Annotated in this window: 25 protein-coding genes and 1 tRNA gene; 9 read left to right on the forward strand and 17 right to left on the reverse strand. The window is 72.3% G+C overall.

Features of this window, described 5'->3' with window-relative positions; translation table 11 throughout:
* From cseB to ACZ6W9_RS03205, 6 genes are all read right to left on the reverse strand, one after another.
* Positions 1-729 carry a two-component system response regulator CseB gene (gene cseB / locus ACZ6W9_RS03180; protein WP_389961695.1) on the reverse strand — a complete coding sequence of 243 codons (729 nt, stop codon included), beginning with the start codon at positions 727-729 and terminating at the stop codon, positions 1-3.
* A gap of 448 nt (positions 730-1,177) precedes the next feature.
* Positions 1,178-1,253, reverse strand: a tRNA-Ala gene (locus tag ACZ6W9_RS03185).
* A gap of 181 nt (positions 1,254-1,434) precedes the next feature.
* The gene (locus tag ACZ6W9_RS03190) at positions 1,435-2,151 is read right to left on the reverse strand and encodes an HAD family hydrolase (RefSeq protein WP_389961693.1); all 717 of its coding nucleotides are present in this window, start codon (positions 2,149-2,151) and stop codon (positions 1,435-1,437) included.
* Positions 2,152-2,207: 56 nt separating this feature from the next.
* Positions 2,208-2,327, reverse strand: coding sequence for a DLW-39 family protein (locus tag ACZ6W9_RS03195; RefSeq protein ID WP_229811953.1), 120 nt, complete (start codon positions 2,325-2,327; stop codon positions 2,208-2,210).
* Positions 2,328-2,497: 170 nt separating this feature from the next.
* Complete coding sequence (locus tag ACZ6W9_RS03200; protein ID WP_389961690.1) at positions 2,498-2,887, reverse strand: VOC family protein; 390 nt, start codon at positions 2,885-2,887, stop codon at positions 2,498-2,500.
* Between the two features lie 204 nt (positions 2,888-3,091).
* Entirely contained in the window at positions 3,092-3,376 is a 285-nt protein-coding gene (locus tag ACZ6W9_RS03205; protein WP_389961689.1) for a GNAT family N-acetyltransferase, read from the reverse strand.
* Between the two features lie 571 nt (positions 3,377-3,947).
* Between ACZ6W9_RS03205 and ACZ6W9_RS03210 the strand changes: the two genes are divergently transcribed.
* From ACZ6W9_RS03210 to ACZ6W9_RS03225, 4 genes are all read left to right on the forward strand, one after another.
* Complete coding sequence (locus ACZ6W9_RS03210; RefSeq protein WP_470116641.1) at positions 3,948-4,343, forward strand: STAS domain-containing protein; 396 nt, start codon at positions 3,948-3,950, stop codon at positions 4,341-4,343.
* Positions 4,344-4,534: 191 nt separating this feature from the next.
* Complete coding sequence (locus tag ACZ6W9_RS03215; protein ID WP_389961685.1) at positions 4,535-4,933, forward strand: ATP-binding protein; 399 nt, start codon at positions 4,535-4,537, stop codon at positions 4,931-4,933.
* A gap of 241 nt (positions 4,934-5,174) precedes the next feature.
* Positions 5,175-5,588 carry a GNAT family N-acetyltransferase gene (locus ACZ6W9_RS03220; protein ID WP_389961683.1) on the forward strand — a complete coding sequence of 138 codons (414 nt, stop codon included), beginning with the start codon at positions 5,175-5,177 and terminating at the stop codon, positions 5,586-5,588.
* Between the two features lie 320 nt (positions 5,589-5,908).
* Positions 5,909-6,964, forward strand: a complete 1,056-nt coding sequence (locus tag ACZ6W9_RS03225) for a polysaccharide deacetylase family protein (protein WP_389961681.1) — start codon at positions 5,909-5,911, stop codon at positions 6,962-6,964.
* Positions 6,965-7,025: 61 nt separating this feature from the next.
* On the opposite strand, the gene ACZ6W9_RS03230 is transcribed toward ACZ6W9_RS03225, so the two are convergent.
* Positions 7,026-8,468: an MFS transporter gene (locus tag ACZ6W9_RS03230; RefSeq protein ID WP_470116642.1), complete on the reverse strand. Its 1,443-nt coding sequence runs from the start codon at positions 8,466-8,468 to the stop codon at positions 7,026-7,028.
* 336 nt (positions 8,469-8,804) lie between these two features.
* On the opposite strand from ACZ6W9_RS03230, the gene ACZ6W9_RS03235 reads away from it, so the two are divergent.
* From ACZ6W9_RS03235 to ACZ6W9_RS03250, 4 genes are all read left to right on the forward strand, one after another.
* Entirely contained in the window at positions 8,805-9,017 is a 213-nt protein-coding gene (locus ACZ6W9_RS03235; protein ID WP_362940280.1) for a heavy-metal-associated domain-containing protein, read from the forward strand.
* On the forward strand, positions 9,014-10,051 hold the full coding sequence (locus ACZ6W9_RS03240) for a hypothetical protein (RefSeq protein WP_470116643.1): 1,038 nt from the start codon (positions 9,014-9,016) through the stop codon (positions 10,049-10,051). Before ACZ6W9_RS03235 ends, ACZ6W9_RS03240 begins: the two co-directional genes overlap by 4 nt.
* Before the next feature lie 30 nt (positions 10,052-10,081).
* Entirely contained in the window at positions 10,082-12,340 is a 2,259-nt protein-coding gene (locus ACZ6W9_RS03245; protein WP_389961675.1) for a heavy metal translocating P-type ATPase, read from the forward strand.
* Between the two features lie 381 nt (positions 12,341-12,721).
* Positions 12,722-14,059: an aminotransferase class V-fold PLP-dependent enzyme gene (locus ACZ6W9_RS03250; RefSeq protein WP_389961673.1), complete on the forward strand. Its 1,338-nt coding sequence runs from the start codon at positions 12,722-12,724 to the stop codon at positions 14,057-14,059.
* Here ACZ6W9_RS03250 and ACZ6W9_RS03255 read toward each other — a convergent pair.
* The 4 genes from ACZ6W9_RS03255 to ACZ6W9_RS03270 all read right to left on the reverse strand — a co-directional run bounded on the left by ACZ6W9_RS03255 (position 13,989) and on the right by ACZ6W9_RS03270 (position 18,628).
* Positions 13,989-15,737 (reverse strand): MFS transporter, encoded by a 1,749-nt coding sequence (locus ACZ6W9_RS03255; protein WP_470116644.1) that lies wholly within the window; start codon positions 15,735-15,737, stop codon positions 13,989-13,991. The genes ACZ6W9_RS03250 and ACZ6W9_RS03255 overlap by 71 nt on opposite strands.
* A 23-nt stretch (positions 15,738-15,760) precedes the next feature.
* Complete coding sequence (locus tag ACZ6W9_RS03260) at positions 15,761-17,038, reverse strand: PLP-dependent cysteine synthase family protein (protein WP_470116645.1); 1,278 nt, start codon at positions 17,036-17,038, stop codon at positions 15,761-15,763.
* Positions 17,039-17,139: 101 nt separating this feature from the next.
* The gene (locus ACZ6W9_RS03265; protein WP_470116646.1) at positions 17,140-17,817 is read right to left on the reverse strand and encodes a hypothetical protein; all 678 of its coding nucleotides are present in this window, start codon (positions 17,815-17,817) and stop codon (positions 17,140-17,142) included.
* 394 nt (positions 17,818-18,211) lie between these two features.
* Positions 18,212-18,628, reverse strand: a complete 417-nt coding sequence (locus tag ACZ6W9_RS03270) for a CBS domain-containing protein (protein WP_389961665.1) — start codon at positions 18,626-18,628, stop codon at positions 18,212-18,214.
* A 100-nt stretch (positions 18,629-18,728) separates the two neighbouring features.
* Between ACZ6W9_RS03270 and ACZ6W9_RS03275 the strand changes: the two genes are divergently transcribed.
* On the forward strand, positions 18,729-19,271 hold the full coding sequence (locus tag ACZ6W9_RS03275; RefSeq protein ID WP_362940256.1) for a cysteine hydrolase family protein: 543 nt from the start codon (positions 18,729-18,731) through the stop codon (positions 19,269-19,271).
* A 118-nt stretch (positions 19,272-19,389) separates the two neighbouring features.
* Here ACZ6W9_RS03275 and ACZ6W9_RS03280 read toward each other — a convergent pair whose 3' ends face one another.
* The 6 genes from ACZ6W9_RS03280 to ACZ6W9_RS03305 form a co-directional block, all read right to left on the reverse strand.
* Positions 19,390-20,076 (reverse strand): DUF6766 family protein, encoded by a 687-nt coding sequence (locus tag ACZ6W9_RS03280; RefSeq protein ID WP_389961663.1) that lies wholly within the window; start codon positions 20,074-20,076, stop codon positions 19,390-19,392.
* A 94-nt stretch (positions 20,077-20,170) separates the two neighbouring features.
* A complete protein-coding gene (locus ACZ6W9_RS03285; RefSeq protein WP_362940250.1) occupies positions 20,171-20,446 on the reverse strand; it encodes a hypothetical protein in 276 nt (91 codons plus the stop codon).
* Between the two features lie 235 nt (positions 20,447-20,681).
* Positions 20,682-21,497 (reverse strand): hypothetical protein, encoded by an 816-nt coding sequence (locus tag ACZ6W9_RS03290; RefSeq protein WP_362940247.1) that lies wholly within the window; start codon positions 21,495-21,497, stop codon positions 20,682-20,684.
* A 52-nt stretch (positions 21,498-21,549) separates the two neighbouring features.
* Positions 21,550-22,773, reverse strand: a complete 1,224-nt coding sequence (locus ACZ6W9_RS03295) for an NRAMP family divalent metal transporter (protein ID WP_470116647.1) — start codon at positions 22,771-22,773, stop codon at positions 21,550-21,552.
* Between the two features lie 145 nt (positions 22,774-22,918).
* The gene (locus tag ACZ6W9_RS03300) at positions 22,919-23,476 is read right to left on the reverse strand and encodes a hypothetical protein (protein ID WP_470116648.1); all 558 of its coding nucleotides are present in this window, start codon (positions 23,474-23,476) and stop codon (positions 22,919-22,921) included.
* Positions 23,477-23,702: 226 nt separating this feature from the next.
* The gene (locus tag ACZ6W9_RS03305; protein ID WP_389961653.1) at positions 23,703-24,656 is read right to left on the reverse strand and encodes an LLM class F420-dependent oxidoreductase; all 954 of its coding nucleotides are present in this window, start codon (positions 24,654-24,656) and stop codon (positions 23,703-23,705) included.
* Positions 24,657-24,707 lie beyond the last annotated feature (51 nt).

Below are 24,707 nucleotides of genomic sequence, written 5' to 3' on the forward strand. Positions count from 1 at the left end.
TCAGCGCCGCAGCTTGTATCCGAAGCCGCGGACCGTCTCGATCCGGTCGGAGCCGATCTTCTTGCGCAGCCGCTGCACACACAGGTCGACGACGCGGCTGTCCCCGTCCCAGCCGTAGTCCCAAACGTTGCGCAGCAGCGTCTGCCGGTCCAGCACGATCCCCGGATTCGCCGCGAACTCCAGCAGCAGGCGCAGCTCGGTGGGAGCCAGCGCGACCGGCTCACCGGCCCGGTGCACTTCCAGACCCTGGGGATCGATGGCCAGATCCCCGAAGACCAGGTCGGTGCCACCGCCGGGAGCGGGCTCCGGAGTGCGCTCAGGGCCTGGGGCGAAGGAGGCTCGGCGCAGCAGGGAACGGATCCTGGCCACCAGTACGGAGGTGTCGACCGGCTTGACGACGTAGTCATCGGCTCCCGCCTCCAGACCCGACACCACGTCCAGAGCGTCACCACGCGCGGACATCATCAGAATCGGGTCCATGCTGGACTCCCTGACCTTCCGGCACAGCCCGATGCCGTCCAGTCCCGGCAGCATCACATCCAGCAGCAGCACGTCGTGCCGCTGCTCCCTGAACAGTTCGAGGCCGGTCAGACCGTCGCCCGCCGTGCTCACGCGATAGCCGTAGCGCTCCAGCGCCATCGCGACCGTCTTGCGGATCACCTCGTCGTCCTCGACGAGCAGCACGGTGACAGGGGTCGACGGTTTGCTACCGACATCTGAAACCGACATTTCTCCCCAAATACTGTCGATAGTTGATAAATAACTATAAAAGGACTCTCTTCGTGGAGGTACGAAAGACGTCGTCGGCCCTCTCTGACGAGGAGTACGCCGCGATAGCGCGCCTCGGCCGCCCTGCGGCGCAGGTGTCCATGGTGCCGATGCCGGACCTCCACGACGGCTCAGCCGTGTATCAACCGTGAATCAACGCGCGCCGGTCCGCCGTACGGACCCAGAAGCGTCCTGCATCTTGGATTTGCTCGTGCTCGACCCGCCTCCGCTCTTTCAAGGGAGGCCGCGCAGTGAGATGTGCGGTACACGGCCCCAGCCCGTCGGGCTTTGCGAACCGAATCTGCACCTGGGTGTACGCAATGGGCACGAGAGCGGAAGAAGGCCGGATGAAGATCGAAGCCCGGGTGAGGCGACCATGCCTGACCTGAGCTTCTTCGTGTCGTGAGAGTGGTGGAGCCTAGGAGATTCGAACTCCTGACATCCTGCTTGCAAAGCAGGCGCTCTGCCAACTGAGCTAAGGCCCCCGGTGAGCCGTCGGGGTCGCCGGATTCTTCCGGGACGCGGCTCGCTTCCAGTCGTACACCGTAGCAACAGGACCCGCTTCGGCGCCACTCGGCTACGGCCCCACGGCGGAGCCGTACGGCGGAGGCCAGCCGTACCTTCCGGACGGTCGGAGGGCGAAGGCCCGCCGTGCCTTCCGGACCGTCAGAGGGCGGCGGAGGCGGTGGCGGTGGGCTGGAGCGGCCTGCCGCCGAGGAGCAGGGCGGGGAGGTCGGCGACGGAGCCGATGAGATGGGTGGCTCCGCCCTTGAGGAGGCGCTCCCTGCTGTGGGCCCCGGTCAGGACGCCGGCGACCACTGAGGCGCCCGCGCGGCGGCCGCAGATCATGTCGCTCTCGGAGTCACCGGCCACCGCCACCTGCCGGACGTCCTCGATGCCGAGACGCATGACCGCGGCGAGGACCATGTCGGGCATGGGGCGGCCGCGCCCGACGTCCTCCGGGCTCAGGACGAGGTCCGCCTTGCCGGACCAGCTCAGCGCCTCCAGGACGCCTCCCAGCATCACCCGGCTGAAGCCGGTGGTGAGGCACACCTTGATGCCCGCGTCGCGGAGGTCGTCCAGCGCCTCGGCGACACCGGGCGCCGGGACCAGGCCCGCACGGCCGATGGCACCCTGGTAGGAGCGCTCGAAGGTGAGGTCGGCCGCCCGCGCCTGGGCCTCGTTGTCGGGGAAGATGCCACGGAAGACCTCGATGGTCGGGCATCCCCGGGACCGGTGCACGTGCACCATGGCGCGCGCGTACGCACCGGTCCCGGGAACGATGCCCTGAGTGGCGATCGCGTCGGCGAACGCCCGCTCAACCATGGCGATATCACCGATCGTGGTGCCTGCCAGATCCAGACAGGCGAGCCTGATGGGCATTGCTTCCCCATCGCGGGCAGGGATCATGAAAGCACCCAAATCGGTAGCCGCGTTGATCAGTTCTCTCCGCCGGTGGCCTCGGTCCACAGGTCGAGCTCGGCGCGATCAGCCTGCACCTTCCGCCAGACCAGCAGTCCCCCAACGGCGACGAGCACCAGAACGAGCAGCTTCTTCACGGTGTGACCCCACTTCTCGACGGTCTCACCTGCCGGGGTGAGACAACGCCCGGTTCAAACGGTTCCCTGCAGCCTAGCAAGGGATCGGGCCATGATCTGGTTCACACGGTAAGCCCACGTGGCAAACCCGCATCAACCAGGTGATTTACAGTCATGACGTACGGCCGCGCTCAGCACTCGCGAACCGCGGCGAGTTCGACCTCGAAGCCGTCCTCGTTCTCAAGATAACCCGCGTAATGGCCGGTTCCGCCCGCGTAGGGGTGTCGATCAGGGAACATCAGTGTCCACCCGTGCCCGGCTGATGCGCTGACCAGCTCATCCACCCGTGCCTGTCCGGTTACGCCGAAGGCCAAATGGTTCAGACCGGGTCGGCATCGATCGTGCGTGGACGCGGTGAGGGCGGGCGACCGCTCGACGACGACGTAGGTGCCGTCCAGTATCCAGCTCCGGCCCGCCTCCCACTCCTGGAAGGGCCGGTATCCCAGCTCCCCGAGCAGCCATCCCCACGACCGCACAGCGCGGTCGAGGTCGGGCACCCAGAGCTCGACGTGATGCAGCATGCGCCCATGCTGCCGGACCGGGACGGGCGCCGCGCGCCCGGGCCCGGTGCGGGTCTCTCCCCGGAGGCGATCCCGGAGAGGGCCGGCCAGGCCTCCTCGGACACGGCTCTCAGGGAGGAATCCGGTCCGTCCTTGGATACGGCCCCAGGGAGGGATCTGGTCAGGCGCCCTCGGACATGGACACGGCTCCGGGGAGGGACTCGGTCAGGTGTTCTTCACCAGATCGGCGTACTCGGGGTGCTTCCGGATCCAGGCGCCGACGAACGAGCAGAGCGGGACGACCTTCGCGCCCTCGGCTCGGGCGTCGTCCAGCGCCACCCGGACGAGCGCGCCGCCCACGCCTCTGCCCTCGAAACGGGGATCGACCTCGGTGTGGGTGTAGGCGATGGCGCCGTCGCGCCGGCTGAGGTCCAGCCGCCCCACCCGCTCGCCGCCGACCTCCGCCGCGTAGGAACCTCCACCGGGCAGGAGCCTGACGTCGACCTGCATGGGTTCTCCCTTCTCCGGCCGCCGGACGGCGGCGCTGGGTCAGCCGATTCTCCGTGGTGTTCATTCCCGAAGCGGTGTTCATTCCTGAAGCGGTGTTCATTCCCGAAGCGGTGTTCATTCCCGAAGCGGGCAAGGTATGCGTCCCGGAGGGTCCGGGACGCTCCGGCCGGCGCCGTCCGGTGGCCGGAGCCCGCGGAGGCGTTCAGGCCCCGCCCAGGGCGTGGGCCGGTCGCCCGACAAAGGGGTGTCAAGCATGAAATTTGGGGATTCAATAGGCTAGAGCGATCACGGTCGGCCCGTCTCCGCGGCGGGACGCCGCGATGTGGTCGGCGGCCTCGCGAGAGGAATCGAGATTGCGGGTGAACGATGTCGGCGTCCAGCAGACCATCCCGGTTCCGGCGCACCGCGCCCCGGAGCCCGGCGGACGCCCGCCGGTCCGCGTTCGCGCCGTCCCGGTCCTGGCGCACCGCGCCCCGGAGCCCGGCGGGCGCCCGCCGGTTCGCGTTCGCGCCGTCCGGGTGACGGCCCCGCCACCGTCCCCTTCCCCTTCGGCCGGCTGTGGAGGTCGCCCGTGAGCACTGCCGTCCACATCAGCATCGTGCCCGAGGACGCCGTGACGACGTCCGGCGGCCCGGCGGAGGGGGTGTCCCTCCTGGCCGTGTCGGGCGAGCTCGACTACACCAACGCCGAGCGGTTCCGCCACGACCTTCTGGGGGCCATCGGCTCCGATCGGCGGCACCTCGTCATGGACCTCGCCGGGCTGTCGTTCTGCGACTCCACCGGCATCCGGGTCTTCCTGGCCGTCCGCAAGCTCGTTCAGGACCGCGGGGGCAACCTCGCCATGGCCAGTCCGCATCCCCGGATACAGCGGATCTTCCATCTGACCGGGCTCACCGATGCCTTCGCCGTACATCCCACGGTCGAGGAGGCCGTCGGGTTCCTGCGGCGAAACGGGAATCCGGAGTGAACGGGCAGGTTCCCCGCGAACGGTACGGCGAACGGCGACCCGAGGGATATTCCGTCCGCCCGCACGGTCGTAAGCCCGCTCCGAGCGGGCAGATGTCCGGCATCGACAAGTCATCGGCGACGTCCGGTTCCGGAGGAGCGGGTCCGCTCCCCCCGGTGGTCGCCGTACAGGGCGGAGCCAAGGGGGGTGTCGTGACCGGCGAGCGCGGTCAGCACTGGCCGATCGATGACGACCTCACCGCCCTGCGCGAACGCCTCCTCCGGCACGCGACCCTGGCGGGCATGCGCGGCGACCGGCTGGACGACCTGCTGCTCGCCGCCAACGAGGCCGTCATCAACGTCCTGGAACACGGCGGGGGTGAGGGCACGCTGAGCATCTGGCACAACGCCGCCTGCGTCACCGTGGAGATCACCGACCACTCGGGGGATCTGGCGGCCAAGCATGTGCCGCCCGAGCGTCCCACGGACACGGTGCGCGGGTTCGGGCTGTGGCTGATGAGCCAGCTCTGCGACGAGCTCACCATCGACCAGGCCGACGAGGGGTCCCGGGTCCGCCTCCGGATGCGCCTGGACTCCGCGCCCGCCTGCTGAGCACCTGCCCGCCGCTCATCCTCCGGGCGCACATCGAGCGCACATCGAGTGCCCGTCGAGCGTCGGCCGTGCCCGGCTCACCCGCCGCGTCCGTCCGCTGAGCGCCGCCGCATCCCCGCGCCGCCCCGCCCGGCTGTTCCGGTCGTCCGGAAATCCGATCGACGGCCGGAACAGCCGGTGGATATCTTCTACGGGCCCGGCGTGATCGGCCGATGCCGGCGCCCTGCCGCGAGGAGTTACCATGATCCGCTACACCGACGACGTCGACGCGATCGAGGCCGACCGGCTCACCGGTTTCTTCGTGGGGTGGCCGACGCCGGCTTCGCCCGAGCAGCATCTGGCCGTCCTGCGGGGAAGCCACCGCGCGGTCGTCGCGATCGACGAGGAGACCCGCCGCGTCGTCGGGTTCGTCAACATGATCAGTGACGGTGTCCTGACGGCCTACATCCCGTGGCTGGAGGTCCTGCCGGAGTACCAGGGGCGGGGGATCGGGACCGAGCTGATGCGCAGGATCCTGGCCGGCGCCGAGGGCTTCTACTCCGTCGATCTCCTCTGTGAGGAGCGGCTCCAGCCCTACTACGCGCGGCTGGGCATGCGGGCCGTACCGGGGATGTCGCTCATCGACCGCTCCGCCCTCAAGGGCGCCACCGGCTGACGCCCCGGGCGCCTCCCATGGACGCCACCGGCGCCCGGGAGCCTCCCGAAGGAGCCGCCGTCCGCACTCTCCCGGCCGGGACGCGCCGCCGTACCATCTGTCCCTTTCGCAGACTCCTGCCCGGAAGTACGGCTGGCGCCCCCCTGGCTTCGTAGGTCATCCTCGCCCCGGCGCTCTCAATCCTTGACCATCGTCACTGCCTGCGATTTCTGTCCCGCGGGTATGAATCCTTTGCTCCACGTGGAGATCCATCCGCAGGTCAGCGGGGGATAACAGGCACTTGATCAGTGCGCTGGGGGGATTCAATGAACCGTCTTAAAGTGGTCAGGACCGGTATGGTCGCCGCGGCGGCGGGCTCGTTGCTGGCCGGATGCATGTCCGGGCAGAACGACGCACACGACACGAACGCCGGAGCCGCGAAGCCGGCCGCGGCCAAATCCGCCGCCGCCGCCCAGCAGGCGACCCTCAAGGCCAAGCTGGCGAAGGCCGCGGAGGCCCACGCCAACGAGCTGGGTCAGATACCGGTCCTGATGTACCACCGCGTGGTGGACAAGCCCGCGACCCAGGACGACCGCACTCCTCAGCAGTTCCGCACCGAACTGGAGCGGCTCGCCCGGGAGGGCTACGTCCCGGTCACCGCGGCGGAGTACGTCACCGGGCACATGGACATCCCGGCCGGCAAACACCCGGTCGTGCTCACCTTCGACGACTCCTCCCCCTCACAGGTCACCCTGGACGGCGCGGGGAACCCCATGCCGGACACGGCCGTCGGCATCCTGGAGGACGTCGCGAAGAAGAACCCCGGGTTCCGCCCGGTGGCGACGTTCTACGTGATCCGTGACCTGTTCGGGAAGGAGAACCTCCCGGAGGAGGCCGCCCAGATCCTGCTCTGGCTGCGCGACAGGGGCTACGACATCGGCAACCACACGCGGGACCACAAGAACCTGCACGGCAAGTCGAAGGAACAGGTGACGGCCGAGATCGGCGCCGGTCAGGAGCTGATCGACAAGCTGATCGGCTTCAAGCCGGTCACGCTGGCCCTGCCGTACGGCAACCAGCCGAGCACCAAGGATTGGGGCCTGAAGGGCGGGTCGGGGAAGGCCGGCTACGACTTCGGCGGGGTGTTCCTCGCCGGCTACACCCCGGCGGAGTCGCCGTTCAGCAAGAAGTTCGACCCGGTCGGCATCCCGCGGATCAGGTCGATGGACAAGAAGGGCGACTGCGTGAAGTTCTGCTCCACCGCCTGGCTCGACTGGCTGAAGGCGCACCCCGACGAGCGCTACACCTCCGACGGCGATCCGAAGACGGTCGCCTACCCGAAGTTCAAGTCGCCCTTCCTGGCCAAGCGCTTCACCGACCGCGCCCTCGGCTACTGACGGACCGCAGAGCCGGTCACCGACGGGCCGTACGGCGGGGCTGCCGAGGCCGTACGGCGGGCTACTGACGGGCCGGTGAGCCGGGCTCCGCGTCCGCCACCGGCCCCCAGGCCACCATGTCCACCGCGTCCGCCGTGTCCACCGCGTCCGCCGCGTCCGCCGCCGGTTTCGGGTCCGCCGCCTCCGGCCCCGCCGCGTCCCCGACCGGCTCCCGGTCCCCGGCGGCGGTGCCGGGCTCCCGGTCTCCGGCGGTGCCCGGGGCCCGGTCCGCCGCGGCGGTGTCCGGGGCCCGCAGGTTCCGGACACCGGGTGAGAGCAGCGCGGCCAGGGACACCACGAGGATGATCCCGGCGCATCCCACCAGGGCGGGCCGGGGACCGGCCGTGATCGCGATCGGGCCGGCCAGCAGCAGTCCGAGCGGGCCGAACATCAGCGAGCCCAGGGCGTCGTAGGAGCTGACCCGCGACAGGGAGGCGGGCGGGATCTCCCGCTGCATCGTGGTGTTCCACAGCACGCCGAAGAGGTCGAAGCAGACGCCCATCACCACGGCTCCAGCGACGACCGTCCACAGCGGGGCTCCGACGCCGAGCAGGAGGTAGGGGAGTCCCGTCGGCACGGTGAGGACGGTGCCGACCAGGATGGGGCGGCGGGGGCGCAGCCGCAGCGCCAGGAAGACGCCGAAGATCATGCCGGCCGCCTCGCCCGTCAGCACCGCGGACCAGGCCGCGGCTCCGCCGAGGCTCTCCTTGGCCACCAGCGGGCCGAGCACCCCGTGCGCGGCCTGCGCCGCCATGACCAGCACCGAGAACTGCGCCACCACGACCCACAGCCACTGCCGGGAGACGAACTCGCGCCAGCCGCCGCGCAGGTCGGCGAGGACGGAGTGCCGTTCCCCCGCGGCGCGTCCGGCCGGGGTGAGGCGCAGCGCGGCGACGAGCAGCGCCGCCACGGTGAACATGACGCCGCTGACGGCCAGCGCCCAGCCGCCGCCGATGAGGACCACCGTGGCACCGCTCAGCACGAGCCCGGCGACGCGCGAGCTGTTGACGCCCAGTCCCAGCAGGGCGTTGGCGGTCTGCAGCCGGTCGGCGGGGACGACATCGGGGACGATTCCGGCCAGGGCGGGGAAGAGGACGGCCATCGCCACCCCGCTGAGCGCCGCGGCCGCCGCCAGGACGGGGACCGGGGTCCACCCCGTGAGCATCATCGCGGCGATGGAGAAGAACGCCACCGCGTTGAGCACGTCACCGGTCATCATCACCCGGTGCCGGGGGAACCGGTCGGCGATCACCCCGCCCGCGAGCATGAAGACCACGGTGGGCAGCGCCTCGGCGGTCAGGACCACCGAGAGCGTCCCCGGCGTGGCCCCGGGAAGCCCGAGGACGCCGAAGGCCAGGGCCACCGGGGCGAACGAGCCGCCGAGCACCGAGATGGTGCGGGCCGCGAACAACAGGGCGAAGCGCCTGTCCCGGAGCAACGCGAGGTCGCTCCTGAAGCTGTGCACCGGGGGTCTCCTTCTCACGGCCGCGTGACGCACCGGGCCACGCGCCGGTTCACGGATGTCGGGGGAGACCATCCTCCCGCTCCCCGGCCGCGCTGTCGCGCCCATTTCCGCGGGCCACCGCCGGGCCCAGAGGCCCCGGGGGCCGTCCGCGCCGGGCCCGGAGGCCCTCCGCGCCGGGCCCGGGAGGCCTTCCGCACCGAGCGCAGGGACCGTCCGCATCGGGCCCCGGGGCCGTCCGCAGCGGGTGCCGGAGTTGAGGAATAGAACGGGGGAGGGGTATGTTGTCGATATACGGATACCCCCCCAGGGTAAAAATAGCGAGGAAAGAGGCCGGACATGACCACCGCCACCTACACCGTCAACGGCATGACCTGCGGCCACTGCGTCAGCTCGGTCACCGAGGAGGTCGGCCAGGTTCCCGGTGTCACCGGCGTCGACGTCGATCTCGCCACCGGTGCGATGACCGTCAGCAGCGACGCCCCCGTCGACGCGGCCGCGATCACCGCCGCCGTCCAGGAGGCCGGCTACGAAGTGGCGGCCACGTCGTGAACACCCCGGTCCGGATCGGGGCCTACGCCCTCGGGCTCGCCGTGGTCTTCGGCGGCGCGCTGGGCGCGGGCCGGGCCGTGGGCCCGGCCGCCGCGCCGCCCGCGGGGACCGCCCACCCGGCGCACGCCGCGCCCACCGGGAGCCCGGACGCCGGGCACGGCGGCCACGGCGACACCGGCGCCGAACAGGGCGACGGTGCGGCGTCCGTCCCGGCGGGCCTGCAGATCTCCCAGGACGGCTACACCCTCGTCCCCGAGACCACCGTGTTCACCCCGGGCGAGGAGACCGGGCTCCGGTTCACCGTGACCGGCCCGGACGGCCGCCCGGTCACCGCCTACCAGACGCAGCACGAGAAGAAGCTGCACTTCATCGTGGTCTCACGCGACCTCGGCGAGTTCCGGCACCTGCACCCCGAGGAGGCCGGGAACGGCGTCTGGTCGGTACGGCTGACACTGCCGGAGGCGGGCGCCTACCGCGCGTTCGCCGACTTCGCCCCCGAGGGCGGCCACCCGCTGACGCTCGGCGCCGACCTGCGAGCCGGCGGCGACTACAAGCCCTCCGGGGCACTGGAGCCGCGCCGTACGGCGAAGGTGGACGGGTACACCGTCGACCTCGCGGGCGACCTGGTTCCCGGGCGTTCCAGCAGGGTTACGCTGAAGGTGAGCAAGGACGGGAAGCCGGTCACCGACCTGCAGCCCTACCTCGGCGCCTACGGCCACCTCGTGGCGCTGCGCGACGGCGACCTCGCCTACCTGCACGTCCACCCCGACGGGGAGCCCGGCGACGGCAGGACGCCTTCCGGCCCGGAGGTCACCTTCTACGCCGAGGCGCCCAGCCGGGGCACCTACCGGCTGTTCCTGGACTTCAAGCACGGGGGCGAGGTGCGCACGGCGGACTTCACCGTCCGCGCCGGGGACGTCCCGGCGCCGTCCGAGGCCCCGACCGGCCCGTCCGGCACACCCGAGCCGTCGGGGAACGGCACGCCCGAGCCGTCGGAAAGCGGCGCGGAACACGCCGACGACCACACACACTGACCAGGGCATGACGCGGAGAAAGGAGAGGTGATGTCCTCCATCACGGACGAACGGCCGCCGGACACCGGCGCGGTCGAGCTCTCGATCGGCGGCATGACCTGCGCGTCGTGCGCCAACCGCATCGAGCGCAAGCTGAACAAGCTCGACGGCGTCACCGCGACCGTCAACTACGCCACCGAGAAGGCCAAGGTCGTCTTCCCCGCCGATCTCGACCCCCGCGAACTGGTCGCCGAGGTCGAGAAGGCCGGCTACACCGCCGAGCTGCCCCCGCCTCCCCGCGCCGAGGGCGCCGGGGAGTCCCGGGAGCCCGGAGAGGGGGCCGACGGGCTCGCCCCGCTGCGGGCCAGGCTGATCACCGCCGTCGTCCTGGCCGTCCCGGTGATCGCGATGGCGATGATCCCGGCGTTGCAGTTCAGGAACTGGCAGTGGCTGTCGCTGACCCTGGCCGCGCCGGTCGTGGTCTACAGCGGCTGGCCGTTCCACAAGGCCGCCTGGACCAACCTGCGCCACGGCGCCGCCACCATGGACACCCTGGTCTCGCTCGGCACGATCGCCGCGCTCGGCTGGTCGCTGTGGGCACTGTTCTTCGGTACGGCCGGCACCCCCGGCATGACCCACCCGTTCGCGCTCACCATCGAGCGCACCGACGGCGCGGGCAACATCTACCTCGAGGCCGCGGCCGGGGTGACGGCGTTCATCCTCGCGGGCCGCTACTTCGAGGCCCGTTCCAAGCGCCGCGCGGGCGCGGCGCTGCGCGCCCTGCTGGAGCTCGGCGCGAAGGACGTCTCCGTGCTGCGCGACGGCGCCGAGGTCCGCGTCCCCGCCGACAGCCTGGCGGTGGGGACGCGGTTCGTGGTGCGGCCCGGCGAGAAGATCGCCACCGACGGCGTGGTCGAGGAGGGCTCCTCGGCGGTGGACGCCTCGATGCTGACCGGCGAGTCGGTCCCGGTCGAGGTACGGCCCGGCGACGCGGTGACCGGCGCGACCGTCAACGCCGGAGGCCGCCTGGTCGTCCGCGCCACGCGGGTCGGCTCCGACACCCGGCTCGCCCAGATGGCCAGGCTGGTGGAGGAGGCCCAGACCGGCAAGGCGCAGGTGCAGCGCCTGGCCGACCGGATCTCCGGGATCTTCGTGCCGATCGTGATCGCCCTGGCCGTCGGGACGCTCGGCTTCTGGCTCGGCACGGGCGGCGGCGCGGGCGCCGCGTTCACCGCGGCGGTGGCCGTGCTGATCATCGCCTGCCCCTGCGCCCTGGGCCTGGCCACCCCGACCGCGCTGCTGGTCGGCACCGGCCGGGGCGCCCAGCTCGGCATCCTGATCAAGGGGCCGGAGGTCCTGGAGTCCACCCGCGGCGTCGACACCGTCGTGCTGGACAAGACCGGCACGGTCACCGAGGGCAGGATGACCCTGGTGGACGTCGTCACCGCCGACGGCGAGGACGACGCCGAGGTCCTGCGGCTGGCCGGGGCGCTGGAGCACGCCTCCGAGCACCCCATCGCCCAGGCCGTGGCCCGGGGCGCCGCCGAGCGGGTCGGCGAACTGCCCGCCCCCGAGGACTTCGCCAACGTCGAAGGGCTGGGCGTCCAGGGCGTCGTCGACGGGCACGCCGTCCTCGTCGGCCGTCCCCGCCTGCTGGCCGAGTGGTCGCAGCACCTGCCCGCCGAGCTGGAGCGGGCCCTGGCGGAGGCGCAGGCCGCGGGCCGTACGGCGGTCGCGGTCGGCTGGGACGGCAGGGCACGGGCGATCCTCGTGGTCGCCGACGTGGTCAAGCCCACCTCCGCCGAGGCGGTCCGGAGGCTGCGCGCGCTGGGCCTGACCCCGGTGCTGCTCACCGGCGACAACGAGGCCGTCGCCCGGTCCGTGGCCGCCGAGGTGGGCATCGACGAGGTCATCGCCGAGGTGCTGCCCGCCGACAAGGTGGACGTGGTCAAGCGGCTCCAGTCGCAGGGGCGGTCGGTGGCGATGGTCGGCGACGGGGTCAACGACGCCGCCGCGCTCGCCCAGGCCGACCTCGGGCTGGCGATGGGCACCGGCACCGACGCGGCCATCGAGGCGTCCGACCTCACGCTGGTCCGCGGCGACCTGCGGGTGGCCGCCGACGCGATCCGCCTGGCCCGCCGGACGCTCGCCACGATCAAGGGCAACCTGTTCTGGGCCTTCGCCTACAACGTGGCGGCCCTGCCGCTGGCGGCGATGGGGCTGCTCAACCCGATGATCGCCGGAGCCGCCATGGCGTTCTCGTCGGTGTTCGTGGTCACCAACAGCCTGCGGCTGCGCGGCTTCAAGTAAGCGGTCCCCGCCGCGAGACGGTCCCAGCCGTCACCGCCGTCACCGCCGGCGCTCGCCGTGAAGCGGTCCTCGTTGAAAAGCCGTCACCGCCGACGCCCGCCGTGAGAGCCGTGAGAGGGGCCTCGTCACAAGGCGGTCCACGCCGTCACCGCCGGTGCCCGCGCCACGCCGGGCCCCCGGCGGTGACGGCGTGACGGCGCCGGTCCGCCGCACACTGGAAGCGTCGACCAGGGTGCCGCCGCGGCCCCGCCCGGAGTGATCCGCCCGGCCCGCCGGTTCCGTTTCGGGCCGGAGTGATTCCGCCCGGCCCGCCGATTCCGCTCCGGGACGGCCGGACGGCGCGCGCCGCGGTCGCCCGCTGATGCGGTACGGGGGATTTCGATGACTGTGTCCAGACGCAAGATGATCACCGGGTTGGGCGCGCTGACCGCCTCCCTCGCCGCGGCGGCCCCGCCGGGCCTGGAGCCGCCCGCCGCCCGGGGACCGGCGGCGGCTCCGATCCCCGGGACCCCCGCCACCGGCCGTGCTCCGGGCCGATCGGCCGGGGACGAGGCGTTCTGGGGGGACGTCGCGCGGCGGTACCGCGTCAGCCCGGACTTCGTGAACCTGGAGAACGGCTACTACGGGATCATGCCCGAGCCGGTGCGCCTGGCCTACCACCGCAACGTGGACCTGCTCAACGAGCAGAACTCCCGTCTACTGCGCACGGACTACAAGGAGCGGGCCGACCGGATCAGGCGGCGGGTCGCCGCCCTCCTCGGGGTCTCCGCCGAGGAGATCGCCCTCACCCGAGGCGGCACGGAGGCCCTGCAGAACCTGATCGGCGGCTACAACCGGCTGCGGCCGGGCGACGCGGTGATGTACGCCGACCTCGACTACCACAGCGCCCGGTACGCGATGAACTGGCTGCGCGACCGGCGCGGCGTCACGGTCGAGCGGCTGGCGATCCCCGAGCCGGCGACCCGGCAGGCCGTGCTGGACGCCTACGCCGCGGCGCTGCGCGACCACCCGCGGGTACGGCTTCTCCTGCTCAGCCACATGAACAACCGCACCGGGCTGGTGACGCCGGTCCGGGAGATCGTCGAGATGGCGCGGGCCCGCGGCGCCGACGTGATCGTCGACGCCGCGCACTCGTGGGGCCAGCTCGACTTCACCCTCGGCGACCTCGGATCGGACTTCACCGTGTTCTCCCTGCACAAGTGGATGGGGGCGCCGCTGGGCACGGGCTTCCTGCACATCCGGAAGGAGCGCCTGCCCGACATCGACCTCGCGTTCGCCGACGAGACCTACCCGGCCACCGACATCCGCTCGCGCGTCCACTCCGGCACGCTGGACGCCGCCGCCGTGCTCTCGGTGGACGCGGCCCTGGACTTCCACGACGCGCTGGGCGCCGCGGCCAAGCAGGCGCGGCTGCGCTTCCTGCGCGACCGCTGGGTCCACCGGGTGCGCGACATCCCGGGCCTTGCGATCCTGACCCCGGAGGACCCGGCGATGTACGGGGCGATCACCGCCTTCCGGTTCGCCGGCCGTACGTCGGAGGCCGAGAACGTCGCGATCACCGATGACCTGTACGCCAGGTACCGGATCTTCACCGTGCGCCGGGGCGGGCCCGTCCGGGGTGACTGCGTCCGGGTGACGCCGGCGCTCTTCACCTCGCGTGACGACGTCGACCTCCTGGCCACCGCCCTGCACGACCTCGCCCGGCGGCTGCGTCCCTGAGATGGGCTCCGGACGAGCGCGCCCGCGCGAGCGGACCGGACGGCGGCCGTACCGCCGCGGCCGGGGCGGCGGCCGGTGAGGTCGTACCGGGAGACGACGGGTCCGGGGAGGTCGCGTCCGAAGAGGCCTTGTCCGGGGAAGCCGCGTCCGGGGAGAGCGGATCTCGGGGGTCCTGCTCGGAGGAGGCTTCTTCCGAAGACGCCCCGTCCGGGGTGGCCACGGGGTGCTCCGGCAGCCGTCCGGCCCGGTTCAGGGCGTGTACGGCCGCCGCGCACCCGGCGCCGACCGCCGTCAGGCCGAGCCACGGCAGACTGGGCAGGCCGACCACCCTGCCCAGGTCCAGCGCCCACCCCGACAGCAGGTTGCCCGCGGCCACGCCGAGACCCGCCAGGGTGCTGTAGAGCCCGTAGCGGGTGCCCACCGCGTGCTCGGGGCCGAGCGCGACGACGGTCGTCATCTCGAAGGGGTAGATGATCATCGTGGCCAGGCTCAGCAGCACCGCCGTGCCCAGCACGGGCAGCAGGAGGAGGAACCGGACGGCGGCGGACGGCGGATCCGCGGCGTCGGCGGTGGCCGTCAGCGGCGCGGCCACCGCGAGCGGGACGAATGCCAGGCCCATCAGGACGAGTCCCCGGGCGATGGCCCGGGACGGTCCCCAGCGCCGGCCCGCCCACGCCGTCACCCGGGCCTGCCCGGCGACGGTCATGACGCCGGAGACCACGAAGACGAGCGTGACCCCGAGTTCGCCGGCCGTCACCCGCCTGACCTCCAGCGGCAGGCCGAGGTAGATCTGGAAGTTCAGCGCGTAGGAACCCGCCATGGCCAGCGAGAACCGCAGCAGGGACCGGTTGGCGGCCGCCTCCCGCCAAAGGGACGGCTCCGGACGCCGGACACGCCTCCGGGGTCGGACACGCTCCCGGGACCGGACACGCCTCCGGAGCCGGGCCGCCCGCCGGCCGGCGACCCGCTCGTCCCTGGCCTTCCGCTCGTCTTCGGCGATCCGCTCGTCACCGGCCTTCTCCTCGTCACCGGCCCTCCCCTCGCCGGTCGCCGCTCCGGGGACGCCGGCCGTTCCCGGACCGGCCGGACCGCCCGAGCCGGCCCCCGCGCCCGGCGGCAGCGCCCGCATCTGGGCGACCGTGAGGACCGCGAACATCGTCCCGGCGGTCAGACAGACCAGGGTGAACGTCACCCCGTTGAGCAGCAGCCCGACCAGGGGCCCGACCAGGATGCCGAGCTGGCCGAAGGCGTTGAAGGCGGCGAACGCCTCGACCCTGCGCTCACCGGCCTCCCTGGCGAGATAGGCCCGCACGGCCGGGTTGAACAGCGCCCCGGCGAACCCGGTCAGCGCCGAGGCCGCCACCAGCGCGGGGATCGAGCCGGCCACCCCCAGCATCAGGAACGCCACGGCCCGCACCCCGCATCCGGCCACGATCACGGGCTTGCAGCCGAGCCGGTCGGCGAGCGTCCCGCCGACCAGGAACAGCCCCTGCTGGCTCAGGTTGCGGACGCCGAGGATGAGCCCGACCAGCGCCGCGGGCAGCGCCAGCGTCCCGGACAGGTGACCCGCGAGGTACGGCATGAGCATGTAGAAGCCGGTGTTGATGGTGAGCTGGTTGACCAGCAGCAGCCGTACCGGCCGGTCGAAGGACCGGATGAGCGCGGGGGTCCCGGTCATCGGTTTCCCCTCTTCGGCGCCGGTCACCGATCCTCCCAGACGGCGCCCGCCGTACCGGGGGCCTCTCCGGCGAGGTCCCCTACGGTGGGGTCCTCTCCGGCGGGGCCCGCCACGGCCTGACCCGCCACGGCCTGGTCCGCGCCGGCCGTGCCTGCGGGATGCGGACCCGCCGTACCGGACGGGGCGCCCGGCGGCGGGCCCGCGAGGGGGTCGACCACGGTCCTGCACCGCGTCCAGCGGACCGGCTCGCGCTCCGCGGGGTGACCGATCTCCTCCGGGCCGGCGGCCGGCGGCGCCCCGAGGAGGCCGTTGGCCGCGCAGTAGTCGTCGCTGAACACGGTGTCGAAGTAGCGGTGCGGCCCGTCGGGGAAGACCGCCGCCGTCCGCGTGTGGCCGGGAAGCGTGCGGGCGAGCCACGACGCCACCAGGGCCACCGCCCCGACGCTCCAGCCGCCGGTGGCGTACCGCAGGGCCGCCAGGCGGCGGCACGCCCACACCGCCTCGGCGGGCGCGACCCAGTGCACCTCGTCGAACAGCTCGTAGGCCACGTTGCGCGGGTGGATGCTGCTGCCCAGGCCGCGCATGAGCCGGGGACGGGCCGGCTGGCCGAAGATCGTCGATCCCGTCGAGTCGACGCCGACGAGCCGCAGGTCCGGATAGAAGCGGCGGAGCATCCGGGTGACGCCCGCACTGTGGCCGCCGGTTCCGACGCTGCACACCAGGACGTCGATCCGGCCGAGCTGACCGGCGAGCTCGGCGGCCAGTCCCGCGTAGGCGGTGACGTTGTCGGGGTTGCCGTACTGGTCCGGACAGTAGGCGTCCGGGTGCCCCGCCAGCAGCTCGCGCACCCGGTCCTGGCGTGCCCGCTGCCAGCCGCCCACCGGGTGCGGCTCGGTGACGACGACGACCCGGGCCCCGTAGGCCGCGAGCAGGTGACGCATCAGCGGCTCCATCCCCGGGTCGGTCACCAGCGTCACCGGGTGTCCGTGGACGATGCCGGCGAGCGCCAGCCCGAGGCCGAAGGTCCCGCTGGTGGATTCCACGATGGGCGCCCCCGGGCGCAGCAGGCCCGACCGGCGTGCCCGGTCGACGATGTGCAGGGCGGGCCGGTCCTTGATGCCCCCGGGGTTGCCGCCCTCCAGCTTCGCCCAGAAGCCGCGGCCCCGGCCGGTGACGAGCTCCGGGATCCACAGGACCGGGGTGTTGCCGACGACGTGCTCCGGGGTGTGGCAGGTGTTCCCGGTGACCAGCCGGCCGGCCGGGAGCAGTGAGATGTCCGGTGAGTTGAGTGTGTAGGTCATGGTCCGTTTCCCTCGAACGTGATCGGATGATCCGCCTCAGGGCACGCCGGAGATACGGCCCGCGCCGATGGCACGGGCGACGGGGCGCGCCGCCGGACCGGCTACACCCGGGAAACGGACTTGAGCAGGAGCAGGGCCGCGCCCGGAAGCGGGCGGACCTGACGGGAGGCGCGCCGCGCCGCCGGAACGGCCGGGGCTTCGGCGGTCACCTCGGCGGTCGCGGCGTCGCAGGCGGCGCGGCCGGCGGGGAGCAGGACACGGAGGATGGTGATCGACGGCCCGGCCGCCGCCCCGCACAGCGTGTGGTCCTCGCCCGCGGGCAGCAGGGGACGCAGGGGACACGGGGTGCCGCCGCAGTACGCCACCGCGCCGGACACGGTGCGGTGGCGGGCGATCGCACGGTAGCCGGACACGGTCCGGGGGCCGGTGGCGGCTGCGGTGGCTGCTGCTGCGGGGAGGGAACCGGCGGCGAGCCGGGGACCGATGACGGCTGCGACGAGGGAACCGGCGGTGCTCCGGGGGCCGGTGGTCACGCCCCGGGCCTCTCCGTGGCACGTCTCCCCGGAGGATACGGTCCGGAGCTCGTGACGATGGTGGTGGAACGAGTGGGCGGGGACCGAGTGGGTGGGGGCCGAGTGAGCGTGGGCCGAATGGACGTGCGCCGAGTGGGCGTGGGAGCACAGCACGAGGTGGAGCAGGACGGCGGCACCGAGCACGGTCGAGTACAGCGCCCGGAGGATGCCTCCGGGCCGCACGCACCGCCGTATCGATACGACCATGCCTCTCAGCGTACGCTACACTCTGTAATGAATCGCTGCTTAGAGTGACATTTCGGGGAATATTTGGCCGTTCAGAGCTGCGCGCTCCGCCGTACGGCGGGCACGGGGAGCCCGCCGTACGGCAGACACGGCGAACCGGCGGGAAGACCACGTCGGCCGGCGGGAAAGGCCCCGGTGAAGAGCACCGGCGGGAAAGGCCCGGGTGAAGGGCGTGAGAAGACCCGGGAGGCGACCCGGGCGGCGAAGGGCCCCGCACCCGGAGACGCGGGATCCGGGCGGCGAGCGTCCGGCACCCGGAGACACGGAGACACGGATCCGGGCCGGTGAAGAGCCCGGCGCCCCGGAGACGCAGGATCCGGGGCGCCGGCAGTGGGTCGGCCAGGGTCGGCCGGGGTCAGTCGGAGGTGACCGCGTCCATGAGGTCACCCACCGGCGCGTCGGGCAGCGCCCGCGCCACGTCGGCCAGGGCGACCATCCCGACCAGCTTGTGTCCGTCGATCACCGGAAGCCGGCGGACCCTGTGCTTGGCCATCGTGGTGAGGATCTCCCCGGCATCGTCGTCGGCGCCGATGGTGACCGCCTCGCCCTGGGCGAACTCACCGGCCTGGCAGGACTTCGGATCCTTGCCCTGGGCCAGCACCTTCACCACGATGTCGCGGTCGGTCAGCATGCCCTTGAGCCGGTCGTCCGTGCCGCAGATCGGCAGGGAGCCCACATCGAGGCGAGCCATCTTGGTGGCCGCATCGAGCACGGTCTCGTCGGCCCTCACGCACTCGGCGTTCGGCGTCATGATCTCGCGTGCGGTCGTCATCCTCGCTCCTTTCTGTGCTCCGGAGCCTCTGCGGCTACCCGGGGGTCCACCGATGAAACCGGGGCCGAATGAACGGGGCCGAAAGGGAGAGAAGCGATGCATGGGAAAGATTGCGCTGGTCGTGGTGGACATGCTGAACCCCTACGACCACAAGGACGCGGAACCGCTCGCCGAGAACGTCGCCGGGATCGTCGGTCCCCTGGCCGATCTGATGCGCCGGGCGCACGAGCGCGACGACGTCGGGCTGGTGTACGTCAACGACAACTACGGGGACTTCTCCGTGACCCGGGAGGATCTGGCGGAGCGGGCGCTCGCGGGCCGGCGGCCCGAACTGGTCGAGCCGGTGCTGCCCCCGAAGGAGGCGCCCTTCCTGCAGAAGGTTCGCCACAGCGCGTTCTACGGCACCTCCCTGGAGTATCTGCTGCGACGGGAGGAGGTCGAGACCGTGGTGCTGGCCGGCCAGGTCACCGAGCAGTGCGTCCTCTACAGCGCGCTCGACGCCTACGTGCGGCACTTCTCGATCAGGGTCCCGCGCGACTGCGTGGCCGGCATCCACGCCGACCTGGCGGACGCCTCGCTGCGGATGATGGAGCGCAACATGGGGGCGAAGATCGTGGCGGGGGAAAGGTGCCTGGAGGTCTGACGGCCTCTCCGGCGCCGATTCGGCTCATGAGGATCCGGTCGCGTGATGATCCGGTCCGGGAGGACCCGCCGTACGGGGGTCCGGTGCCGCCCCGGGGGCGCGCGGCCCCCGGGCGGCGTCACCCCTCGACGCCGGTCGCGTCGTGGGCGGCCCCGACGGGTTTGGACTGCGTCGAGCCGCGCTGGCGCAGGTACACGGAGAGCACGACCATCGACAGCACGGCGAGGAACTCCGACTGCCAGTTCTGCAGCGTGCGGTTCCAGAAGTCGGCCGAGACGACGTAGCCGCCCCAGCCCACCGGGTCCTCCAGTTGCGCGAGCTGCCGGGCGTTGTAGGAGGCCTGGCCCGACACCGACTGCGCGAGCCACGACAGCAGGAAGACGGCTCCCATCACCAGGCCGAGGGAGTTGCCGTACAGCGACCGGCGCCACCCGGCCGCGGCGGCCCAGGCGGGGCTGCCGGGCTCGGCGTACCGGCCCGTCTTCTGCTCGGCGTCGCTCTCGCCGCCCTCCTCGCCCGGCTTCTTCGACTCGGTGGAGCCGCGCTGCACCAGCCAGACCGTCGCGAGGATGAACAGCAGGAACTGGAGGTACTCCGACTGCCAGTTCTCCGCGACGTCGGTGGTGAAGTCGGATGAGGTCACGTAGGCCATCCACGACAGCGGCGCGCCGCCCTCGGCGAGCCGCTCCTGGTTGGCGGCGGCGTTCCCGGCGAACGACTGTCCCACCAGGGACAGCAGGAACGCGACGAGGAAGAACAGGCTCAGGGCGTTGTTCTTGACGAACTTCTTCACGGAGTCCTTCACGGAGCCCCCCTAACGCTGCAGAAGGCCGATGGCGAGGAAATAGGCCAGGCCGACGCCGATCAGGACCAGAGTGACGGTGAACATGACGCGCATGTCAGGTCGTCACCTCGCACCGGTAGGGGAGCTCGTCGCGGGCCGTGCAACCCGCGCCGCGCACCAGCCAGCCCTGGGGGAACCTGTGCAGGAAGACGGTGTCCCGCGACAGCCGTACCTGCGCCTCGTCGCCCCAGACCTCGGTGTCCACCGGCCGGCCGCCGGGCAGTTCGAGGTCGAGGACGGCGCCGGCGCACCTTTGGCCGCCGGTGCTGAGCCCCTCGGCCGCCGAGGGCGCCAGCAGCGAGCACGCCTGCTCTCCCTGACGGTCGTGCACCGCGCCGTAGAAACGGATGGCCGCCTTTTCCGCGGTCTCCCGCTCGGCAGAGGAACAACCAGTCAAAATCACAACCAATGACATCAATGCCAATGAAATTGCTCGACTGTTCATCGGCTCCCTCTACCCTGGCGTTCCCGTAAGTCACACCGGTACGGATACGTCCCGCACACGCGCCGGGACCGTACGGATGCGAGGCGTGGCACGTCCGGCCCGCGGACGGTCGACGGGCGGGTCAGCCGGGAGCCCGCTCGTACAGTTCGTCCAGCGGCGCGAGCTCCTCCGCCGGTACGGCCAGCCGTACCGGTTCGCCGTCGCCGTCCCCGCGCCCCGGATCGCCCAGCGAGGCGATCTGCTCCCAGGTGGCGAACCGGCCGCCCCGGTTCAGCCACCTGATCAGCTTGTTGACCAGCCACGGAGCCTTCCCGCCCGGGCCCCGCTCGTAGCCGAACAGCCGTCCGGCGCGTCGGGGGACGACGATCAGCCCCTCGATCCGGAAGGCCCGCTGGACCTCGCCCAGCATCGGCCCGTCCTGGCTGAGCCGTACGTCGGCCACCCGTCCGGCGGGCTCGTCCGCGGCGTCCACGACCCTCCGGCCGAGGAGGGCGCTCAGCCGTCTCGCGTCCGCGGCGGACTCCCCGGGCGGCGGCCACGCGGCCCGCTCCGGGGCTCCGGTCTCACCGCTGCCCGGGATGGGGGCGATGACGTGGTCCCGGACCCAGCGCTCCAGAGCGAGGTCCCCGGTCTCCCCGCCGATCCTGATCGCGCTGCCGACCTCGGAGACGAGCGCCATGGGGATCCGCCGCGGCCCGGGACGTTCCTCAGACCGGAACAGCTCCGTCACCGCGACCGTCAGCCGGCCCGGCACCCCGCCGAGCCGGGGTCCCAGGGCGAGCGGCCCGGCCAGGATCGACGCCACGTACGGCCGGCCGTCCGGTCCCGGCAGGAGCTCCAGATCGTCGACCTTGCACAGCAGGCGGCCGTCCCCGGCCCGGACCACCTGGCGGTCCAGCAGGTGCAGCTGGGCGTGGACGCACCGGGCCGCCGTCATCGGTCCTCCCTCCCCGCCGGGGAAGCCCCCGCGGGAGCGTGACGGGCCGCCGTCACTGGCCCGCCTTGGTGGCGATGAGCAACGGCACCGCCGCCACGGCCACCACGCAGAGCAGCACCATGTACAGCGTTCCCAGGGTGTTGGCGAACCTGCCGTTGACCCGGTCTCCCATGTAGTCGGGATCGTTGGCGATCATCAGAACCGGCAGGTAGGTCAGGGGCAGCGCGGCGGCGGAGAAGACCAGGGAGTACTCCGTGACCGCGATCGGGTCGATGGTGGTGAGGATGAGCGCGGTCGCGGCGACCATGACGACCAGCACCACCGCGTGGAACCTGGCCGCGTCCCCGGGCCGCACCCGCTTGCCCCACTGCCAGCCGAAGTACTGGCTGAGGGTGTATCCCGACGACAGGGCGGTCTCCAGCGTCGCGCCGAACGTGGCGGCGAAGATCCCGAAGATCACCAGGGCCAGGCCGATCCCGCCCAGCCCGATCCCGGCCGGCAGCACCATCTGGCCCAGGGTGGAGACCTGGGCCTGGAGCGGCAGGAAGACCGTCGCCGCGCACCCGGCGATCGTCAGGGAGAGGAAGCCGCCCAGCGGGAAGCCGATGAACACGTTGGCCCGCTCGACCGCCAGATCCCGCGCGCTCCAGCGCTCCTCCACGCCCCCCGAGGAGAAGAAGAACACCTCGTACGGGGTCATCGCGCCGCCCAGCAGCGCGATCGCGTAGTACCAGTACGTCGGCGCGCCCTCGTCCTGCGGCGGACGGGTCAGCTGCCCGGCCAGCTCACCCCAGTCGGGCCCGAGCGTCCACAGCGTCACGGCGAAGACCACCAGGGCGAGCCCGGCCAGCCCGAAGACCCGCTCCATGGTCTCGAACCTGACCCGCCACATCACCAGCCAGGCCACCAGCGCGACCCCGGGCACCCACAGCAGGTAGTTCACCCCGGTCGCCAGCTCCAGCGCCAGGGAGGCGCCGCCGATCTCGGCGGCCAGGGTGAGGACGTTGACGAAGAACGACGCCGCCAGGTTGACCAGGCCGGCCCGGGGGCCGAGGCGCTCGCGGACCAGGTCGAAGACGGGCCGGCCGGAGACCGCGGCGACCCTGCCGGACATCTCGGCGAACAGGCAGATCCCCACGACCCCGACGACCACCACCCAGGCCAGCGACATCCCGAAGCGGGAGCCGACCAGGGCGTTGCCCACGAGGTCGCCGATGTCGACGAACCCGCCGAACGCGGTCAGGATGCCGAGCGTCACGGCGAACAGCTTCTTCACCGCGACCACCCTTGTCCCACGCCGCGTGCCCACGCCGGGCTCGCCGGGATCGCCGGACTCGCCGGGAACGCGGTCCGTCCCGTGCCGTGCGTCCACGGGGTCGCCGCGCCCGGCTCCCTCCCGCTCTCCGCCGTGCCGCGCGGCCTCACGAGCGGTGCTCCTCGCCGAACCGCCGCAGCCGCGCCGCCAGGTCCCGCAGCTCCGCCGCCGCCCGCGCCGGGTCCTTCACGCCGCCGCGCCGGACCTGCACGAGCAGCGCGTCCACCTCGTCCTCGGCCCGGGTCGTCAGGCCCATCAGCTCCTCGCGGACCCGGTCGGAGGCGTCGGAGGGCGGCTGAACACCGCCGAACTGGTCGTTGACGCTGCCCAGCTCCCGGGCGCTCTCGGTCAGCACCGTCTTCAGGTAGGGGGTGAACAGCTCGTCCTGCCGCTGCACGGCCAGCCGTACCAGCTCGGTGCCGGAGGCGGCGGTCTCGGCCGACGCGGCGGCCTTCAGCGCGTAGTCGTGGTCGTCCCAGGCCGGGCTGACGCATCCCGCCGTCGCGAGGACCGCCGCGAGGACCACTGTGAGGACCGCGGCGCGGGCCGCCGCGAGGACGGCCGCGCGGGCCACGGCAGGGCGGGCCGCCGTACGGGCCATGGCGACCCACGCCGCCGTGCGGGTCACGGCGGCCCGCTCCGCCCGCCCGGAGGCGCGCCTCACGTGCGCCTTCTCAGCAGGAAATAGGCCAGTACGCCGAGGAGTACGGCGAGCTGCCCCCAGGCGATCAGGAGAACGAGACCCTCATCCGTCACCCTTCTCTGTTTTCCCGGGAGCGCGGATCCCACTCCGGTTCCGCCGCCTCGGCACACGCGGAGCGGCGTCACCGGCCGGCGGATCGTGGACGGAACGCCGCCTCCGGTGCGCGGAGGCGGCGTGAGCACCGGCCTCAGCGCACGCGGGGCAGCACCTCGCGTGCGTAGAAGTCGAAGAAGGCGTCCTGGTCGGGGCCGATCTGGCTGATGTAGACCTCGTCGAAGCCCGCGTCCACGTGCTCCTTGATCGACTGGACGTGCTTCTCGACATCGGGTCCGCAGGGCGTGGAGGCGGTGGCCTGCTCCTCGGTGACCATCTCCGCGAGCTGTTCGAAGTGCCGCGGCAGCGGCAGGAGCTGGGACGCCTCCCCCGGGATGCCCTGGTTCGGCCAGAGCCGGTGCACGGTCCTGCGGGCCTCGGCCTCGTCGGTGGCGTAGCAGACCTTCAGGCCGGTCTGGGTGGGCTTTCCCTCACCGCCGGCCTTGTGGAACCGCTCCACCAGCTCGCCCGCGGGGCCGGTGCAGATGTACCCGTCGCCGATCCGCCCTGCCAGTTCCACGGACTTCTCGCCGAAGCCGGAGACATAGACGGGCGGCGGGCTGTCGGGCAGCGTGTACAGGCGGGCGTTGTCGACGTCGTAGTGGACGCCGCGATGGGTGACCAGCTTGCCCGACCACAGCTCCCGCATGAGCTCGACCGCCTCCTCCAGCATCTCCAGCCGCTCGGAGACCGGGGGCCAGCGGGACTCGATGATGTGCTCGTTCAGCGCCTCTCCGGTGCCGACGCCGAGCCGGAACCGGCCGCCGGTGAGCACGGCGCTGGTGGCGGCGGCCTGGGCGATGACCGCCGGGTGGATGCGGACCAGCGGGCAGGTGACGGCCGTGGTGATCGGCAGCGAGGTCGCCTCGGCGATGGCGCCGATGACGGACCACACGAACGGGCTCTGCCCCTGCTCGTCGATCCAGGGGTGGTAGTGGTCGGAGATCCACAGCCCCTCGAACCCGGCCCGCTCGGCCAGCTTCGCCTGCCGTACCAGCTCCTTGGGGTCGTGCTCCTCGCTGGAGAGGAAGTATCCGAACCTGGTCATCGTTGCCTCCTCGACGCCTTCGTTCCAGTTCAGTGGCCATACCCGGGGTGA

The sequence above is a fragment of the Streptosporangium sp. NPDC053982 genome, from assembly GCF_055585205.1.

What these genes read in the sequence shown, in the direction of transcription:
- cseB (WP_389961695.1), bottom strand. Translation starts at nt 729, where the DNA reads ATGTCGGTTTCAGATGTCGGTAGCAAACCGTCGACCCCTGTCACCGTG.
- ACZ6W9_RS03190 (WP_389961693.1), bottom strand. Translation starts at nt 2,151, where the DNA reads ATGCCCATCAGGCTCGCCTGTCTGGATCTGGCAGGCACCACGATCGGT.
- ACZ6W9_RS03200 (WP_389961690.1), bottom strand. Translation starts at nt 2,887, where the DNA reads ATGCTGCATCACGTCGAGCTCTGGGTGCCCGACCTCGACCGCGCTGTG.
- ACZ6W9_RS03205 (WP_389961689.1), bottom strand. Translation starts at nt 3,376, where the DNA reads ATGCAGGTCGACGTCAGGCTCCTGCCCGGTGGAGGTTCCTACGCGGCG.
- ACZ6W9_RS03220 (WP_389961683.1), top strand. Translation starts at nt 5,175, where the DNA reads ATGATCCGCTACACCGACGACGTCGACGCGATCGAGGCCGACCGGCTC.
- ACZ6W9_RS03235 (WP_362940280.1), top strand. Translation starts at nt 8,805, where the DNA reads ATGACCACCGCCACCTACACCGTCAACGGCATGACCTGCGGCCACTGC.
- ACZ6W9_RS03245 (WP_389961675.1), top strand. Translation starts at nt 10,082, where the DNA reads ATGTCCTCCATCACGGACGAACGGCCGCCGGACACCGGCGCGGTCGAG.
- ACZ6W9_RS03250 (WP_389961673.1), top strand. Translation starts at nt 12,722, where the DNA reads ATGACTGTGTCCAGACGCAAGATGATCACCGGGTTGGGCGCGCTGACC.
- ACZ6W9_RS03255 (WP_470116644.1), bottom strand. Translation starts at nt 15,737, where the DNA reads ATGACCGGGACCCCCGCGCTCATCCGGTCCTTCGACCGGCCGGTACGG.
- ACZ6W9_RS03260 (WP_470116645.1), bottom strand. Translation starts at nt 17,038, where the DNA reads ATGACCTACACACTCAACTCACCGGACATCTCACTGCTCCCGGCCGGC.
- ACZ6W9_RS03265 (WP_470116646.1), bottom strand. Translation starts at nt 17,817, where the DNA reads ATGGTCGTATCGATACGGCGGTGCGTGCGGCCCGGAGGCATCCTCCGG.
- ACZ6W9_RS03270 (WP_389961665.1), bottom strand. Translation starts at nt 18,628, where the DNA reads ATGACGACCGCACGCGAGATCATGACGCCGAACGCCGAGTGCGTGAGG.
- ACZ6W9_RS03275 (WP_362940256.1), top strand. Translation starts at nt 18,729, where the DNA reads ATGGGAAAGATTGCGCTGGTCGTGGTGGACATGCTGAACCCCTACGAC.
- ACZ6W9_RS03290 (WP_362940247.1), bottom strand. Translation starts at nt 21,497, where the DNA reads ATGACGGCGGCCCGGTGCGTCCACGCCCAGCTGCACCTGCTGGACCGC.
- ACZ6W9_RS03305 (WP_389961653.1), bottom strand. Translation starts at nt 24,656, where the DNA reads ATGACCAGGTTCGGATACTTCCTCTCCAGCGAGGAGCACGACCCCAAG.